The organism is Microbacterium sp. PRF11 (genome assembly GCF_031844085.1).
Taxonomy (GTDB): Bacteria; Actinomycetota; Actinomycetes; order Actinomycetales; family Microbacteriaceae; genus Microbacterium.
This window is the reverse complement of record NZ_JAUZUP010000001.1, coordinates 787,140-803,048: the sequence shown is the minus strand read 5'-3', so window position 1 is coordinate 803,048 and position 15,909 is coordinate 787,140. Positions and strand designations below refer to the sequence as shown.

General features: G+C 71.0%; 9 protein-coding genes. 8 read left to right on the top strand and 1 reads right to left on the bottom strand.

The genetic code is table 11. The features are described from left to right. The first annotated feature begins 20 nt into the window (after positions 1-20). Both rpoC and Q9R20_RS03825 read left to right on the top strand, forming a co-directional pair. Positions 21-3,896, top strand: a complete 3,876-nt coding sequence (rpoC, locus tag Q9R20_RS03830; RefSeq protein WP_311248066.1) for a DNA-directed RNA polymerase subunit beta' — start codon at positions 21-23, stop codon at positions 3,894-3,896. 183 nt (positions 3,897-4,079) lie between these two features. Then, positions 4,080-4,679: a hypothetical protein gene (locus Q9R20_RS03825; protein ID WP_311248065.1), complete on the top strand. Its 600-nt coding sequence runs from the start codon at positions 4,080-4,082 to the stop codon at positions 4,677-4,679. 8 nt (positions 4,680-4,687) lie between these two features. Here Q9R20_RS03825 and Q9R20_RS03820 read toward each other — a convergent pair whose 3' ends face one another. Continuing rightward, entirely contained in the window at positions 4,688-5,275 is a 588-nt protein-coding gene (locus Q9R20_RS03820) for a hypothetical protein (RefSeq protein WP_311248064.1), read from the bottom strand. 119 nt (positions 5,276-5,394) lie between these two features. Here Q9R20_RS03820 and Q9R20_RS03815 point away from each other — a divergent pair, with 119 nt between their 5' ends. The 6 genes from Q9R20_RS03815 (at position 5,395) to Q9R20_RS03790 (ending at position 15,888) form a co-directional block, all read left to right on the top strand. Beyond that, entirely contained in the window at positions 5,395-6,480 is a 1,086-nt protein-coding gene (locus Q9R20_RS03815) for an ABC transporter (RefSeq protein ID WP_311248063.1), read from the top strand. A 10-nt stretch (positions 6,481-6,490) separates the two neighbouring features. Beyond that, complete coding sequence (locus Q9R20_RS03810) at positions 6,491-6,973, top strand: hypothetical protein (protein ID WP_311248062.1); 483 nt, start codon at positions 6,491-6,493, stop codon at positions 6,971-6,973. A gap of 56 nt (positions 6,974-7,029) precedes the next feature. Continuing rightward, the gene (locus tag Q9R20_RS03805; protein WP_295838720.1) at positions 7,030-7,692 is read left to right on the top strand and encodes a spermidine/putrescine ABC transporter substrate-binding protein; all 663 of its coding nucleotides are present in this window, start codon (positions 7,030-7,032) and stop codon (positions 7,690-7,692) included. A gap of 102 nt (positions 7,693-7,794) precedes the next feature. Further along, positions 7,795-8,931, top strand: a complete 1,137-nt coding sequence (locus Q9R20_RS03800; protein ID WP_311248061.1) for a serine/threonine-protein kinase — start codon at positions 7,795-7,797, stop codon at positions 8,929-8,931. A 20-nt stretch (positions 8,932-8,951) separates the two neighbouring features. Next, the gene (locus Q9R20_RS03795; RefSeq protein ID WP_311248060.1) at positions 8,952-14,873 is read left to right on the top strand and encodes an Ig-like domain-containing protein; all 5,922 of its coding nucleotides are present in this window, start codon (positions 8,952-8,954) and stop codon (positions 14,871-14,873) included. A gap of 49 nt (positions 14,874-14,922) precedes the next feature. Then, positions 14,923-15,888, top strand: a complete 966-nt coding sequence (locus Q9R20_RS03790; RefSeq protein ID WP_295838726.1) for a MoxR family ATPase — start codon at positions 14,923-14,925, stop codon at positions 15,886-15,888. Positions 15,889-15,909: the final 21 nt, after the last annotated feature.

Below are 15,909 nucleotides of genomic sequence, written 5' to 3'. Positions count from 1 at the left end.
ATTCCGACACAGGAGAACCAGTGCTCGAATCAACCACTTTCGATCAGATCCGTATCGGTCTGGCCACCGCCGACGACATCCGTCGTTGGTCCTTCGGTGAGGTCAAGAAGCCCGAGACGATCAACTACCGCACGCTGAAGCCCGAGAAGGACGGCCTCTTCGGCGAGCAGATCTTCGGACCCTCCCGCGACTGGGAGTGCGCCTGCGGCAAGTACAAGCGCGTCCGCTTCAAGGGCATCGTCTGCGAGCGTTGCGGCGTCGAGGTCACCAAGAGCTCGGTCCGTCGCGAGCGCATGGGCCACATCGAGCTCGCCGCGCCCGTCACGCACATCTGGTACTTCAAGGGCGTGCCCTCGCGCCTGGGCTACCTGCTCGACATGGCGCCGAAGGACCTCGAGAAGGTCATCTACTTCGCCGCCTACATGGTCATCTCGGTCGACGAGGATGCTCGTCACCGCGACCTGGCCACGCAGGAGAACAACATCCGTCTCGAGCTCAAGACGCTCGGCGACCGTCGTGACGCCCGCATCGCGGCGCGCATGGCCAAGCTGGAGGAAGAGCTCGCCGCCCTCGAGGCGGAGGGTGCCAAGGCCGACCAGAAGAAGAAGGTCAAGGACGCCGCCGAGAAGGACATGACGGCGGCCCGCAAGAACGCCGACGAGCAGATCGCCAAGCTCGAGCGCGTGTGGGAGGACTTCCGCACGCTCGAGGTGGGCGCCCTGAAGCCGGAGGACGACGTCTTCCACGAGCTCCAGGACCGCTTCGGTCAGTACTTCGAGGCCCACATGGGTGCGGAGTCGATCAAGCGCCGCCTCGAGACCTTCGACCTGCAGGCCGAGGCCGACAGCCTCCACCTGCAGATCTCGGAGGGCAAGGGCCAGCGCAAGATCCGTGCGATCAAGCGCCTGAAGGTCGTCAACTCGTTCCTGCAGACCGGCATGACGCCGGCCTCGATGGTGCTCGACGTCGTCCCGGTGATCCCGCCGGAGCTTCGTCCCATGGTCCAGCTCGACGGTGGCCGCTTCGCCACCTCCGACCTGAACGACCTCTACCGTCGCGTGATCAACCGCAACAACCGCCTCCGTCGCCTGATCGACCTCGGTGCCCCCGAGATCATCGTCAACAACGAGAAGCGCATGCTGCAGGAGGCCGTCGACGCCCTGTTCGACAATGGCCGCCGTGGTCGCCCCGTCACCGGTACCGGCAACCGCGCCCTCAAGTCCCTGAGCGACATGCTCAAGGGTAAGCAGGGTCGTTTCCGTCAGAACCTGCTCGGAAAGCGCGTCGACTACTCGGGTCGTTCGGTCATCATCGTCGGACCCCAGCTGAAGCTGCACCAGTGCGGTCTGCCCAAGCAGATGGCGCTCGAGCTGTTCAAGCCGTTCGTGATCAAGCGCCTGATCGACCTCGGTCACTCGCAGAACATCAAGGCCGCCAAGCGCGCCGTCGAGCGCTACCGTCCCGAGGTCTGGGACGTGCTCGAGGAGATCATCCGCGAGCGTCCCGTGCTGCTGAACCGTGCACCCACCCTGCACCGTCTCGGCATCCAGGCGTTCGAGCCGCAGCTCGTCGAGGGCAAGGCCATCCAGCTGCACCCGCTCGTGTGCGCGGCGTTCAACGCCGACTTCGACGGTGACCAGATGGCCGTGCACCTGCCGCTGTCGGTCGAGGCCCAGGCCGAGGCCCGCGTGCTGATGCTCGCCTCGAACAACATCCTGAAGCCCTCGGACGGCCGTCCGGTGACCCTGCCCTCGCAGGACATGATCATCGGTCTGCACCACCTCACCACCCTCAAGGAGGGTGCCGTGGGCGAGGGCCGCGCGTTCGGTTCCGTGGGCGAGGCGATCCTGGCCAAGGACGAGGGCACCCTCGACCTGCAGGCCAAGGCGCGCATCCGCATCCCCGGGCTGACCTTCCTCGAGGGCCAGGCTCCCGAGGGCTACGAGGTGCACGGTCTCGTCGACGCCTCGCTCGGCCAGGCGATCTTCAACGACACGCTCCCCAAGGGCTACCCGTTCGTCCGCGAGCAGGCCGACAAGGGCAAGCTGTCGCAGATCGTCAACAAGCTGGCCGAGGAGTACCCCAAGACCGAGGTCGCGGCATCCCTCGACCGCATCAAGGACGCGGGCTTCTACTGGGCCACGCGTTCGGGTGTCACGGTCGCCCTGAGCGACATCCTGACCCCGCCGAACAAGGCGGAGATCGTCGCCGGCTATGAGAAGCAGGCCGCGAAGGTCCAGGGCCAGTACGAGAAGGGTCTCACCACCGACGCCGAGCGTCGTCAGGAGCTCATCAAGATCTGGACCGAGGCCACCGACGAGGTCCAGAAGGCGATGCGGGACAACTTCCCCGCCGACAACACCATCAACCGCATGGTCTCGTCGGGCGCCCGTGGTAACTGGCTGCAGATCCGCAACATCGCGGGTATGCGTGGTCTGGTGAACAACCCCAAGGGTGAGATCATCCCGCGTCCGATCATCTCCTCGTACCGCGAGGGTCTGTCGGTCGCCGAGTACTTCATCGCGACGCACGGTGCCCGTAAGGGTCTGGCCGACACGGCCCTCCGTACGGCCGACTCGGGCTACCTCACGCGTCGTCTCGTCGACGTCTCGCAGGATGTCATCATCCGCGAGGAGGACTGCGGCACGTCGAAGGGCCTCGAGCTCCCGATCGCCGCGGCCGACTCGACCGGTTCGCTGGTCAAGGACGCCAACGTCGAGAACTCGGTGTTCGCCCGCACGCTCGCCACGGCGGTCGTCGACCCGCAGGGCACCGTGCTGGCCGAGGCCGGCGACGACGTGGGCGACGTGCTCATCGACAAGCTGGTCGCCGGTGGCGTCGAGACGATCAAGGTCCGCTCCGTGCTGACCTGCGACTCGGCGGTCGGCGTCTGCGCGAAGTGCTACGGCCGTTCGCTGGCCACCGGCAAGATCGTCGACATCGGCGAGGCCGTCGGCATCATCGCGGCCCAGTCGATCGGTGAGCCCGGTACCCAGCTGACGATGCGTACGTTCCACACCGGTGGTTCCGCGTCGGCCGACGACATCACGCAGGGTCTGCCCCGCGTGCAGGAGCTGTTCGAGGCGCGTACCCCCAAGGGTGCGTCCCCGATCGCCGAGGCCGACGGTCGCATCACTATCGACGAGACCGAGAAGGCCAAGAAGGTCATCCTCACGCCCGACAACGGCGACGAGCCGGTGGTCTACCCCGTCCTGAAGCGTGCGACGCTCCTGGTCGAGGACGGCCAGCACGTCGCGGTCGGCGAGCCCCTCCAGGTCGGAACGCTCGACCCCAAGGAGGTCATGCGCGTGCAGGGTGCCCGCGAGGTGCAGAAGTACCTCGTCAACGGCGTCCAGGGCGTGTACCGCTCGCAGGGTGTGCCGATCCACGACAAGCACATCGAGGTCATCGTCCGGCAGATGCTCCGCAAGGTCACCGTCGTCGACCACGGCGACACCGACCTGCTGCCCGGTGAGATGGTGGACTTCAAGCGCTACCAGACCATCAACCGCGAGACGGTCGGCGAGGGCAAGCGCCCCGCGTCGGGTCGTCCCGAGCTGATGGGTATCACCAAGGCGTCGCTGGCGACCGAGTCGTGGCTGTCGGCCGCGTCGTTCCAGGAGACCACCCGCGTCCTGACGCAGGCGGCCATGGAGGGCAAGAGCGACCCGCTCGTCGGCCTCAAGGAGAACGTCATCATCGGAAAGCTCATCCCCGCCGGAACCGGTCTTGCGAAGTACCGCAACGTCACGGTCGAGGCGACGGAGGAGGCCAAGAGCGAGCGGTACCCCAACCGCATCTTCGCCTCGGACGGCGCGTACAGCGACGCCGACCTGAGCTACGTCGACTTCGACAGCTTCTCGACGGACGACTTCACGCCCGGTACGTACAACTGATCGAGGCGAGAGGAGAGCGAGCTCGCTTGCTCTCCTCTCGTCGATCGATGGATGCCGAGCCCCGGCGCGGCATCCTGATCCCCGAAGGCCCCCGGCTCGCGCCGGGGGCCTTCGTCGTGCTCGCGGCGTGTCGAGACGCGGCTCCGGCGGGGGAGTGCGCCTACCGTTGTCACGGAGGAACGCATGGCCCGGATCGGTGGACGAAGCCTGTGGTTGGCATGGCCCGTGGGGCTGTTGTGCGCGGCCGCCGTGTCGGGGTTGGGGCTGCTCGCCGCCCCCGGGATCCCCGGGGCGGTCGGCTTCGTCGGCGACACCCTGCGCGCGGCGACGAGCACGCCGGCCGTGACCGCCACGGCCGCACCCACGCCGGCGTCGGACTGCCGCCATCTGTACTCGCAGCCGATGTGGTCGTCGCTCGTCTGGTCGCCCGAGGCGCTGCTGACGCAGCGCCGTACGCCCCCGCTGTCGACGCCCGAGGCGGTGACGGCCGCGTCGCCCGCGGTGGTCGTGACGTGCCACTGGCGGGGAGAGGGCGGTCGTTCCCTCGAGACAACGGTCTCGACCGTCTCCGCCGAGGGCTCCGCCGCGGTCGTGGCGACGTTGACGGGCCAGGGATTCGCCTGCACGACGGAGGCGGAGGCGGTGCACTGCGAGCGCACGACGGCCGGGGTGACCGAGGTGCACGATCTGCTCGGCGACCGATGGGTGTCGTCGACCCTCACGGGCTGGGAACCGGTCGGCTACGCCGAGACGGTGGCATCCCACGCCTTCTTCGGGGAGTGACCGGGCGCTCAGCCGAAGATCGACGAGATGATGCTCCCGGTGTAGCCCGTCGGGGCGAGGTTGGAGTACTGGGTATCGATGAGGACGTCGTCGCGCCAGTAGAGCGTGCGCCCGTCGTTGACCGGGTACGTGTCGTTGATCCAGGTCTTCTCGCACCGCGTGCCGGCGTCGGGGGTGTAGCAGCTGAAGCCCTGCGTCGCGACGAGGTCGTTGAGCATGTCGAGAGCGGGGCCCCGGTCCATGCGCGAGATGCGGGTGGTCAGCCCGGTGGTGTCGGCCGCCGGGTCGCGCCAGATGCACGTGAGGGAGCCGTCGGACTGCACGCCGGAGGGACCGAGCGCGGGGTCGTTCAACGGGGTCGAGCCCAGCTGAGCCAGCACGTCGGCGGACAGCATGGACCGGCAGTCGGCCGGGATGCGCACCGCGGGCGCGGTCTGCGTGATCGTGGGGATGGGCGTGGGGCTCGTGGACACCACGGGCGGCGCGGAGGCGGTCGGTGCGGCGTCTTCGGCGGCGGGTGCGCACGCGGTCAGAGCGGCCAGGGCGGCGCCGACGACGACGGCGGTGAGGGCCGGGCGGAACACGCGACGGGACATGGGAACACCCTAAGGCGCACCACCGACACGGTCGAGACGGACTTCCGACGGCACGCCTGCGCGATCGGCCGCCTCGCGCGGGATAGCCTTGCGCCGCAATCACCGCGTGAGGAGACCCCATGAGCGACCACCAGTCGTACGGCGACCCCGTCGCTGAACCGAACGACTCCTACGGCGACCCCGTCGCCGAGCCGAAGGACGAGGCGCACGACGTCGTCGGGCGCGCCCACGAGGGGCTCGCCGACGCCGAGGCCGCCCGCCGCGACTCCGTCGACCCCGACGCGGCCGCCGCCGCCTGGGACGAGCGCGAGCAGCACGAGCGCGACGCCGCGTCCGCCGTCGCCGACCGTCGCGAGCACCCGGCGCCCGTCGTGCACGACGCCTCCCCGGTGGCGCCGCAGCAGAGCGCGTCCTCGTCCGTGGACCTCGACGACGAAGACGCACGCTGGGCGGCCTACGCCGCCTCGGCAGAGCCGCAGCACGACGCCGCGACCGCTCGTCACGACGTCGATCCCGTTCAGCGCGACGAGGCCCAGACCACCGTCTACCCGGCGGCCGGAGCCGCGGTCGCCGCGGGTGCCGCCACCGCCGGTTCGGCATCCGTCGCCGACGAGCCGACGCGGTCCACCGGTGCTCAGCAGCCCATCTTCGTGCAGGCGCCCGAGGCACCCCGCCCGCGCGGCAACCGCGGTGCGGCCGGGGCGATCGGTCTGCTCGCCGCCGTGGTCTTCGCCGCGCTGTACCTCGCCGCGATCCTGGGCCTGCAGCTGCTGACGGGCGAGACGCAGGCCGCCGACCTCGGTTCCGCCGCCCTTGCGGCCCTCACCACGTGGGGCCTGTGGGTTCCCACCGTGGCGTTCTACTTCGGGTTCTGGTTCCTCGGCGCCCTGATCAACCGCGGACGCTGGGGCCACTGGGTGGTCTGGGGTCTCGTGGTCGGCGTCGTGGCCTGGGCCGGACACCTGCTGGGCGTGCTCTTCGCCGCTCCGTTCTGGATGATCACGGCGCGCCAGTCGTTCGAGCTGCTGCAGGACAACGTCCTCGCACCGCTCGCGATCGTCGCCTTCGTGCTCGGCCGGGAGCTCACCATCTGGTTCGGCGCGTGGGTGTCGAAGCGCGGTCGCCGCGTGACCGAGATCAACGCCGAGGCGCAGCGCGAGTACGAGCGCACGCTCGAGGCCGGCCCGCAGCTCGCGCACCGCTGAGCGCGATGACATGACCGACGAACCGCGACCGGCCGGGGTGACCCCGCCGGTCGCGGTCGTCTTCGCCACGGTGACCTTCGTGGCGTCGGCGATCGCGGCCCTCGGGGTAACCAGTCTCGTGCTCGACGCCGACGTCATCCCCGTCCGCGGCCTCGGCGCGGTCCCCGGTGCGATCGGCTTGCTGGCGGCGACGGCGTCCTTCGCCGGGGTTCTCCTGTGGTCGCTCCGGGCGCAGCCGCCCACGTACCTCTCCGTCGTGCCGTGCGCGATCGCGGTGTACGTGGGCGAGGTGGTCGGCATCGTCATCGGAGCGCTGGTGAGCGGAGCGGATCCCGCGCGGGGGATCGCTGCGGCCGGCAGCGTCGCGGTGGGCTTCGCCGGGCCGGTCCTCGCCGGCGCCGGTCTGCTGTCGGCGCTGCTGGGGGTCTTCCTGGTGCGGGCGCGGTCTCGCGGTCCGCGGTGGGGCTGGGAGGACGACGACGACCAGTCCTGACGTCGTCCGCCGTGGCATCCGGCTCCTCCCGGGCGTGTCGGGCTAGCGTAGTCATCGTGGAGCGGTCGCTCGAGAACCAGGTCGGTCAGGCGGTGGACGCCTGGCTGCGCTGGTTGCCCCGGTGGGAGCCCGCGAACCATCGTGGCCGCGTCGCGCCCTGCCGGCGGTGCTTCGGTTCGCCCGTGCTCTCGGCGGCCGGGCTCGGTGCCGACGTGCCCCACGGCGTGCAGCACGGGCTGTCCACCCGTATCAAGGGCATCGTCGACCACGCCGTCGCCGAGTACACCTCCCGCAATCTCCCCATGCTGCAGGCGGAGCTCGATCAGCAGGCCGAACGCAACCGCCGCCGCACGTACCGGCCGGCCGAGGGCCTCGAACCCGAGTTCGAGGGGATGCCGCTGGACCCCGACCCCGAGCCGGGAGCACCGTTCCTGTTCACGCTCTCGGGGCTCGCCGCGGAGGAGGATGCCGGTATCCCGGCCCTTCCGCCGCTGTCCGACGCGGCGAAGGCGGCGCTCCGGCAGGAGGTCGGGCTCGCCGACGACTACGCCAACATGATCGGGCGCGAGGTGTGCACGATCCTGCTGCACCACCGCCTGCGTATCCAGGCCGCCGTCGCGGAGTACGTGGAGCCGCAGATCGCAGCTCTCCTGGACGACCTGACCCGGTCGCTGGACGCGCCGTTCGATCCGCGAGAGTCCGAACCGCCGGCATCCTGAGCGGCTGTGGATGATCGCGCGGTCGAGTCAGGCGGTTTTGTTAGCATCGACGGGTTGTCCGCTCGCCGATCCGCGGACGTCGTCGTTTCGGGAGGGGGCTCGATGCCGCAGCGGCTTCCGTCGTCGCCGCCCATCCTGCCCGGGCTGGCGTACATCCGTCCCCTCGGGTCGGGCGGCTTCGCCGACGTCTTCCTCTACGGCCAGGACATGCCCCGCCGCGACGTCGCGGTGAAGGTGCTGCCGAGCGACGTGCGCGACGCCGACCTGCTGCGCATGTTCAACGCCGAGGCCGACGTGCTGGCCCACCTCTCGGCCCACCCGTCGATCGTGACCGTCTACCAGGCGGGCATCTCCGCCGACGGGCGCCCCTACATCGTCATGGAGTTCTGCCCCGGCTCGCTCGCCCAGCGCTACCGGGTCGAGCGCATCCCGCTCGCCGAGGTGCTGTCCATCGGCGTGCGCATGGCCGGTGCCCTCGAGTCCGCGCATCACGCCGGTCTCATCCACCGCGACGTGAAGCCGAGCAACATCCTCGTCACGACCTTCGGCGCTCCCGTCCTCGCCGACTTCGGCATCTCGTCGTCCCTCGTGCGCCAGAGCGCTGACGAGATGATGGCGATGTCGGTGCCGTGGAGCGCGCCGGAGGTCGTGGCCGAGCAGACGGCGGGAACCGTCGCGAGCGAGGTCTGGAGCCTCGGGGCGACGGTGTACTCCCTGCTCGCCGGCCAGAGCCCGTTCGAGCGGCGCGAGAAGGGCCAGAACTCGCGCGAGCAGCTGCGCCGACGCATCGCGCGCGCCTCGTACACCCCGATCTCGCGCAGCGACGTCCCCGAGGCCCTGCAGACGGTGCTGGCGGCATCCATGTCACGCAACCCCTCCGACCGCTACCCCAGCGCGCGCGCGTTCGGCGAGGCACTGCAGGCGGTGCAGGTCGAGGTGGGCCTGCCGTCCACGCCCCTCGAGGTCCCCGCCGCCGAGTGGGCCCCCGCCGCACGCGCGGTCGACTTCGCCGACGGAACCCTGCGCGGACCCGCGCGATCGCGCATCGAGCGCGAAGGCTCGCGCAAGCTCCGCAATCCTTCGGGCGTCGCCGGATACGCCCGCGATGAAGACACCGACATCGCCGCCCCCGCCTCGCCCGTGTCACGGGCTCTGCCGTGGGTGCTGGCCTCCGCCACTCTCGTGACCGCCGGAGCCGTCGTGGTGGCGGCGCTGTTCGCCGTGGGGGTGCTGCGATGAGGCGGCGCACCATCGCGGGCATGGCTGCGACCCTGGTCACCGCCGCCCTCGTCGTCACGGCGAGCGTCGTGTGGCCCGGACTCGACGCGCAGCAGACACCCGAGGTCGACGCCTCGGTGTGGGCCCTGCAGACGGGCGACGGGCAGCGGTACGCGCGCGTCAACACCGCCGTCGGCGAGCTCGACACCGTCCGCACCGCGGGCAACCCGAGCCAGGTGGCGCAGGGCAGCGACGGCGCGTACCTGTTCACCGACAGCTACAGCAAACTGACGCGGATCGACGAGGCGCAGCCGATCGACCTGCAGCAGGAGCAGCTCGAGGCGGCACCCGACACCCCGCCCGGCACGACATCGGTCGCGACGGCGGGCGACTTCGCCGTCTACCGGACCGACACCGGCACGCTCTTCGCCAGTCGGCTCAGCCGTGCGGGCCAGGCGGCCACCGAGCTCGACCCCTTCGGCACCGCCGGTCAGGACGACGCGCCCGCCTACACGGCCGACGCCATCGCGCTCGACGCCCGCGGCATGCTCTTCGCCTACTCCTCGGCCGACGGCTCCGTCATCCGGTACGACATCGACGCCGACGAGCTGCGCGGGCGCGACGCCCTCGACGCCGAGGCCGCGGCCCCGGTCCTCTCGGCCGCGGGCGACACGTGGGTCCTCGTCGACGCCGATGCCGGCCGCGTATGGGTGCGCGGAGCCGAACCCACGAGCATCGACCTCGCCGACCAGGTCGTCGTCGGCGACGCCGACGCCACGGCCGACGCGGTGTACATCGCCGACGACCAGTCGCTATGGACCGTGCCCGCCGACGGCTCCGCGCCCCGCCGGGAGATCGGCGTCGGCGGCAACGTGCTCGGCCAGCCCGCGCGTCCGCTGTCGCACCAGGGCGTCGCCTACGCGGCATGGCTTCTCCCCGGCGATGCGCGCGGCACGCTGTGGCGGTCCGACCAGGGCGAGACCGCCCTGGATTACGCCGGGGCGACCATGCCCGACCAGCGTCGGCCGGTGTTCGTCGCGACCGATCACGCGGTCATCCTCAACGAGACGCGCACCGGGTGGGTCTGGACCGTCCCCGACGGGGCGCTCGTCGCATCGAGCCAGAACTGGTCGCTCGACGACCGCACCGAGCAGACCGCGGTGCAGAGCGAGGAGCAGCTCAGCGTCGTGCTCGACCCGAAGCCGCCGATCGCCGAGCCCGACGCGTTCGGGGTGCGCGCCGGACGTCTGGTGACCCTCCCCGTGCTGCTCAACGACCACGACCCCAACGAAGACGTCCTCAGCATCGTCGCCGAGAGCGTCACGGGCCTCGACCCCGGGTTCGGTGCTCTGTCGGTCACCGACTCGGGTCAGCAGCTGGCCGTGCGCGTCGCCGCGAACGCGACCGGCAGCGCCACCTTCAGCTACGCCGTCACCGACGGCACCGCCGCCGACGGACTCACCTCCGCCGCGACAACGGTGACTCTCACTGTCTCGGGGGCGGACGCCAACACCGCGCCGGTGTGGTGCGGGGTCGAGAAGTGCCTCCAGCCCTGGCCCGCACCGGAGGTCGCCCGCGGCGGCACCGTCACGGTGCCGGTGCTGCCGGGCTGGGTCGACCCCGACGGCGACCCGCTGCTCCTGCTGTCGGTCGACAACCCCGGAGGAGTCGGCACGGTCGCGGCGACGCCGTCCGGCGAGGTCGTCTACCAGCACGCCGACGACGGCTCGGGCGGCGAGCAGAACATCCAACTCGACGTGACGATCGCCGACACCCGGGGGGCGACCACCACCAAGCCCCTCGTCATCCGCGTCGCGCCCGATCCCGGCTTGGCGGTGCAGTCCTTCGCTGTCGTCGACACCGCCGGCTCCTCGCTCTCCGTCGACGTCGGGCCGCACGTGACCGGCACCGCAGGAGACGTCTCGCTCACGTCCGTGCGCGTCCTCGACGACGCGGCCGCGACGGCCACCGTCGTCGGCGGGAGCACGACCTTCGACTTCTCGGCGACGCAGCCGGGCGTGTACCGCGTGGACTTCACCGTCAACGGCGGCGGTCGCGACGCCAACGGCACCGCGCGCATCACCCTGCTCCCGCCCGACGCCTCCGCGCAGCTGTCGACCTCCCCCGTCGTGGCGTTCGTCCGCCCGCAGGAGGACGCCACGCTCGACGTGTTCAGCGCCGTGTCCAACCCGACCGGCCGGGTCCTGCTGCTGAGCGACGTGGGGGCCACCGCCGAAGAGGGCGCCTCCCTCACCGTCGACACGGTCGGACAGAACGACCTGCGCGTCTCGGGCAGCACTCCCGACGGCGCGGCGGGCCTGCTCGGAACCGTGGCGTACACCGTCAGCGACGGCACCGACGACGAGGGGTCGCGCGTCGCCGGCGAGGCCACGGTCTACCTGTTGCCGCCCGCACCCGAGATCGCCCCCATCGCCGTCGACGACTCCGTGACCGTGCGTGCCGGGGCGCAGGTCGACATCCCCGTGCTCGACAACGACATCTCGCCCGCCGGCGGACGGCCCACGATCGACCCCGCGAGCGTCCAGGCGCGCCCCGCCAGCGACGCCCTGGCCTTCGCATCCGGTGGACTGCTGCGCTACCTCGCGCCCACCACCCCGGGCGCCTACGAGGTCACCTACCGCGTCTACACCACCGGCACGCCCGCGCTGTGGGACGAAGCCACCGTGCGCATCACCGTGCTCGGCGGCGAGGCCAACCGGGCGCCCCTGCCCGACACCCTCGAGGGGCGCGTGCTCAGCGGCAGCACCACCTCGATCGACTTCCACGGCTTCGGCGTCGATCCGGACGGCGACGCCGTGACGCTCGACCGCATCGTCCAGCAGCCCGACCGGGGCACGGCATCCATCTCTCCCGACGGCTCGTCGATCCTGTACGCGTCGATCCCCGGCGACCGCGGACAGGTGTCGTTCCGCTACCGCGTCTCCGACTCCGCGGGCGCCTCGGGCGAGGGCACGGTGCGCATCGGAGTTCTGGATGCCGAGGCCAACCCCAGCCCGATCACCTTCACCGACTACGTGCAGGTGCAGGCCGGCCCCGACCGCACCATCCGCGTCGCACCGCTGGCCAACGACATCGACCCCACCCAGGGGCGGCTGACGCTGACCGGCGTGCGACCCGATCTCCCCGAGAAGCTCGTCGACGGCAGCGACAACGCCGAGTACTCCCGGCTCGACGGCTTCATCCAGACCGTCACCGACACCGGGGTCGTGCTGCGCGCCGGCGAACAACCGGGCACGATGTCGTTCCTCTACGACGTCACGAGCGATTCGGGCAACACCGGCCGCGGTCTCATCGTCGTCAAGGTCGTGCGCGAGAGCGTGCCCGACTTCCCGGTCGTCAGCGACACCGTGCTCACCGTCGAGAACCGCGACGATTTCTCCACCGGTGTCGACGTGATCGCCGGCAAGGCCACCTGGTCGGGTGGAGAGATCGGCGATCTCGCCGTGTCGCTGTGGGGCACTCCGACCGGCGTCCGGCTCGACGGGCGGCAGATCTCCGGCGAGCTCCCCGCCGCCCGCCGCATCATCCCGTTCGCAGTGACCGGCCGGGTCGGCGATGCCGATGTCACGACCTATGCGTTCCTGCGGGTGCCCGGCGACGACGACCTGACGCTCGCCCTGCGTCCCGGCGCGGCGCAGCGGGTCGACGAGCTGGCCTCCGTGCAGTTCGACATGGCGGCGCTCGTGGCGTTGCCGCGCCGCGCGACTCTCGAGGTCGGCTCCGAGGTGTCGACGACGGGTGTCCGTGGCGAGGGCCGGTGCTCCGTCTCCGGCTCGGTCGTCACCTACGACGCCGGCACCGGCTCGCCCTGGACCGACGCCTGCCGCGTGCCCGTCCGGGTCGCGGGGAGCGAGGAGTGGACGGTGCTGTCGGTGCCGATCGGCGTGGTCGCCCGCGACCCGCAGCCCGAGCTGCGCCCGGGCGCTCTCAGCGTGGGCCCCGGCGAGACGGCGACGTTCGATCTGCGCAACATGACCTCCTGGCAGCTCGGCCGCGAGGACTGGGCCGGCATCCGCTACGCGATGGAGTACTCCGGCTCCGCCTTCTCGGTGTCGCTCGACGGCTCGACGGTCACCGTCACGGGCAACGACCGTGCCGTGCCCGGCACCGAGAACGCCGCGCTCATCTCCGTCACCAGCCACACCGCCGTCGCCCCGGCGCGACTCGTCCTCCGGGTCGGTGCCGCACCCACGACCCTGCCGCAGGGCGGTACGACGTCGCAGCAGTGCTCGCAGGCGTCGGGCACGAGCTGTTCGGTCACCGTGGTCGGTGCGAGCGGCGAGGTCAACCCGCTGCCCCGCACACCGCTCGAGGTCGTGGCGGTCCGTCCCACCGCCGCCTGCACGGGCGTCTCGTTCGGCGTGGGGTCGTCGTCGAGCATCGTGGCCTCCTGGAGCCAGGACGCCCCCGGCGCCTCCTGCAGCGCCAGCGTGACCCTCCGCGACGCGCAGGGTCGCACCACGGCGTCCACCCGCGACGCCCGCGTCGTCCTCGATCTGCTCGGGTACCCCCGGCCGCCCGCCAGCGTGCGCCAGACCGCGTTCGCCGACGGTTCGCTCACGCTCCGGGTCGACCCGGGCGAGGCCGGCCGCGCGTACCCCGGCATCTCGGGCTTCACGGTCCGCACCAACGGACAGATCGTCGGTCAGTGCGCCGCCGACGGCTCCTGCCCGCCGATCTCCGCACCCAACGGCGAGCAGCGCGAGTACGTCGTCACGGCTGTGAACTCGGTCGGCGAGTCCCGCGGTGCCGTCCGCACCTCCGGCTGGGCGTACCGCGCACCGAACAAGCCAGGTGGGCTGGAGTTCACTCCCGTGCAGACCAACGGCGAGGGCAACGTGGCCGATCTCGTAGTCACGGGCGTCGACGGCGCCGAGACGGGGACGCTCGAGATCTCCAGCCCGGTCGGCGACAAGATCCAGGTCAATGTCGGACGCAACCAGGACACCGTGCAGGTGCGCCGCTTCAACGTCGGCTCCAACAACGCCACGAGCATCACCGTCCGTCCCGTCTCGCGTTTCACCACCCCGCCGGGTCTTGGCGGCGCGTCCAACGGCAGCGAGCTCGTGGGAACCGCCCACGGCGTGGGTGCCCCCACCAACCCGACGCTGACACTCACCTCGACCTCGAACGGTGACGGCACGGCCACGATCGACGCGCGCGCGACGGCGCAGCAGAACGGCACCGACAGCGAGGTGCGGTTCGACATCGTGCCCGAGGGGCGATTCTGCAGCCCCAAGGCGGGCGGCGACGTGACGCAGTTCCCGAGAGAGCGCGACGGCGAGACGTACCGGTACACGATGTGCGCCGAGTCGTTCTTCGGTGGGCGGTCGTTCGGCACGGTCACCACGACGCAGCAGGTCGACGCGTCCCAGAGCAAAGAGGCGCCCAAGGGGTACACGTTCACGGTCGGATCGCGTCCGAGCGTCAGCGAGTCGGGAAAACAAGCCGAGTGGAGGATCGCCAAGATCAACCAGGGCGATGCCCCGCCCCGCCGCAACGACGTTCTGTACGAAGGCTGGAGCAACGAGCAGAGCACCGTCTTCGACCGCGACCCCGAGATCAAGGTCTACTTCAAGCACCAGCTGTGGGGCACCGAGTCCCAGCGCGGCGCGGTCACCCCCGCGAGCGGCAGCGCCCCGTACCAGGTGCAGGCGCGATGGGACATCGGCGCCTGCGAGGCGGGCGGCACCCTGCGGGCCGACGGCTCGTCCGCGGGTGATCGCGCGACCTTTACGTTCACCTACGACAACGTGCGCTACCGCGATAAGAACGGCGCGACGCTCGAGCGGAATCCCGACAACCCGCGTCTCGTCCCCGCCGGAGCGACCGCCGTCGAGAACATCGGGGTCAGCGTCGACTGGTCGAAGCAGGGCTGGAACCTCGACAGGGCCACCTCGACCTTGTCCGGCGCGTGCAAGCCGGGCACCCCGGCATCCTGACCCCCTGCTCTTCCGAACCCACCCCCGACAATCCCTCGAAGGACTCGACATGACGATCACCCAGGAGCAGGCCACCTGGTTCTCCCAGACCTTCTCGCAGATCGCCGACAACGTCGAGCGCGCCGTCCTCGGCAAGCGGCACGTCGTGGAGCTGGTTCTGACGGCGATGCTGAGCGACGGGCACGTGCTTCTCGAGGACGTCCCGGGAACGGGCAAGACCTCGCTGGCCCGCGCGATCGGGCAGTCGGTGCAGGGTACGAACACCCGCATCCAGTTCACCCCCGACCTGCTGCCGGGCGACATCACGGGCATCACCGTCTACGACCAGAAGACCGGTGCGTTCGAGTTCCACACCGGCCCGATCTTCGCCAACATCGTCCTCGCGGACGAGATCAACCGCGCCAGCCCCAAGACCCAGTCCGCTCTGCTCGAGGTCATGGAAGAGGGCCGCGTCACCATCGACGGCGTCACGCGCGAGGTGGGTGTGCCGTTCCTCGTGCTCGCGACACAGAACCCCGTCGAGCAGGCCGGCACCTACCGCCTGCCCGAGGCGCAGCTCGACCGCTTCCTCCTGCGCACCTCCCTCGGCTACCCCGACCACGCGGCGACCGTGCGCATCCTCGACGGCGCCCCGATCGCGACGGGCGACCTGCGCCCCATCATCACGCCCCAGGCCATGGTCGGTATGGCCGACCTCGCGGCATCCGTGTACGTCGACGCGCTCGTGCTCGACTACATCGCCCGTCTCGTGGATGCCACCCGCACGGCCGACGAGGTGCGTCTGGGCGTGAGCATCCGCGGCGCTCTCGCTCTGACCCGCGCGACCCGTACGCGCGCGGCCTCGCAGGGGCGCACCTACGCCACGCCCGACGACGTCAAGGCGCTCGCGGTCGCCGTTCTCTCGCACCGGCTCATCCTGCACCCCGAGGCGGAGTTCGACGGTGTCACGCAGGAGGCCGTCATCGGGCAGGTGCTCCTCGACACCCTGCCGCCGACGCAGCGCGAGAGCGCGTGACGGTGCGTCCCCGAGCCCTCG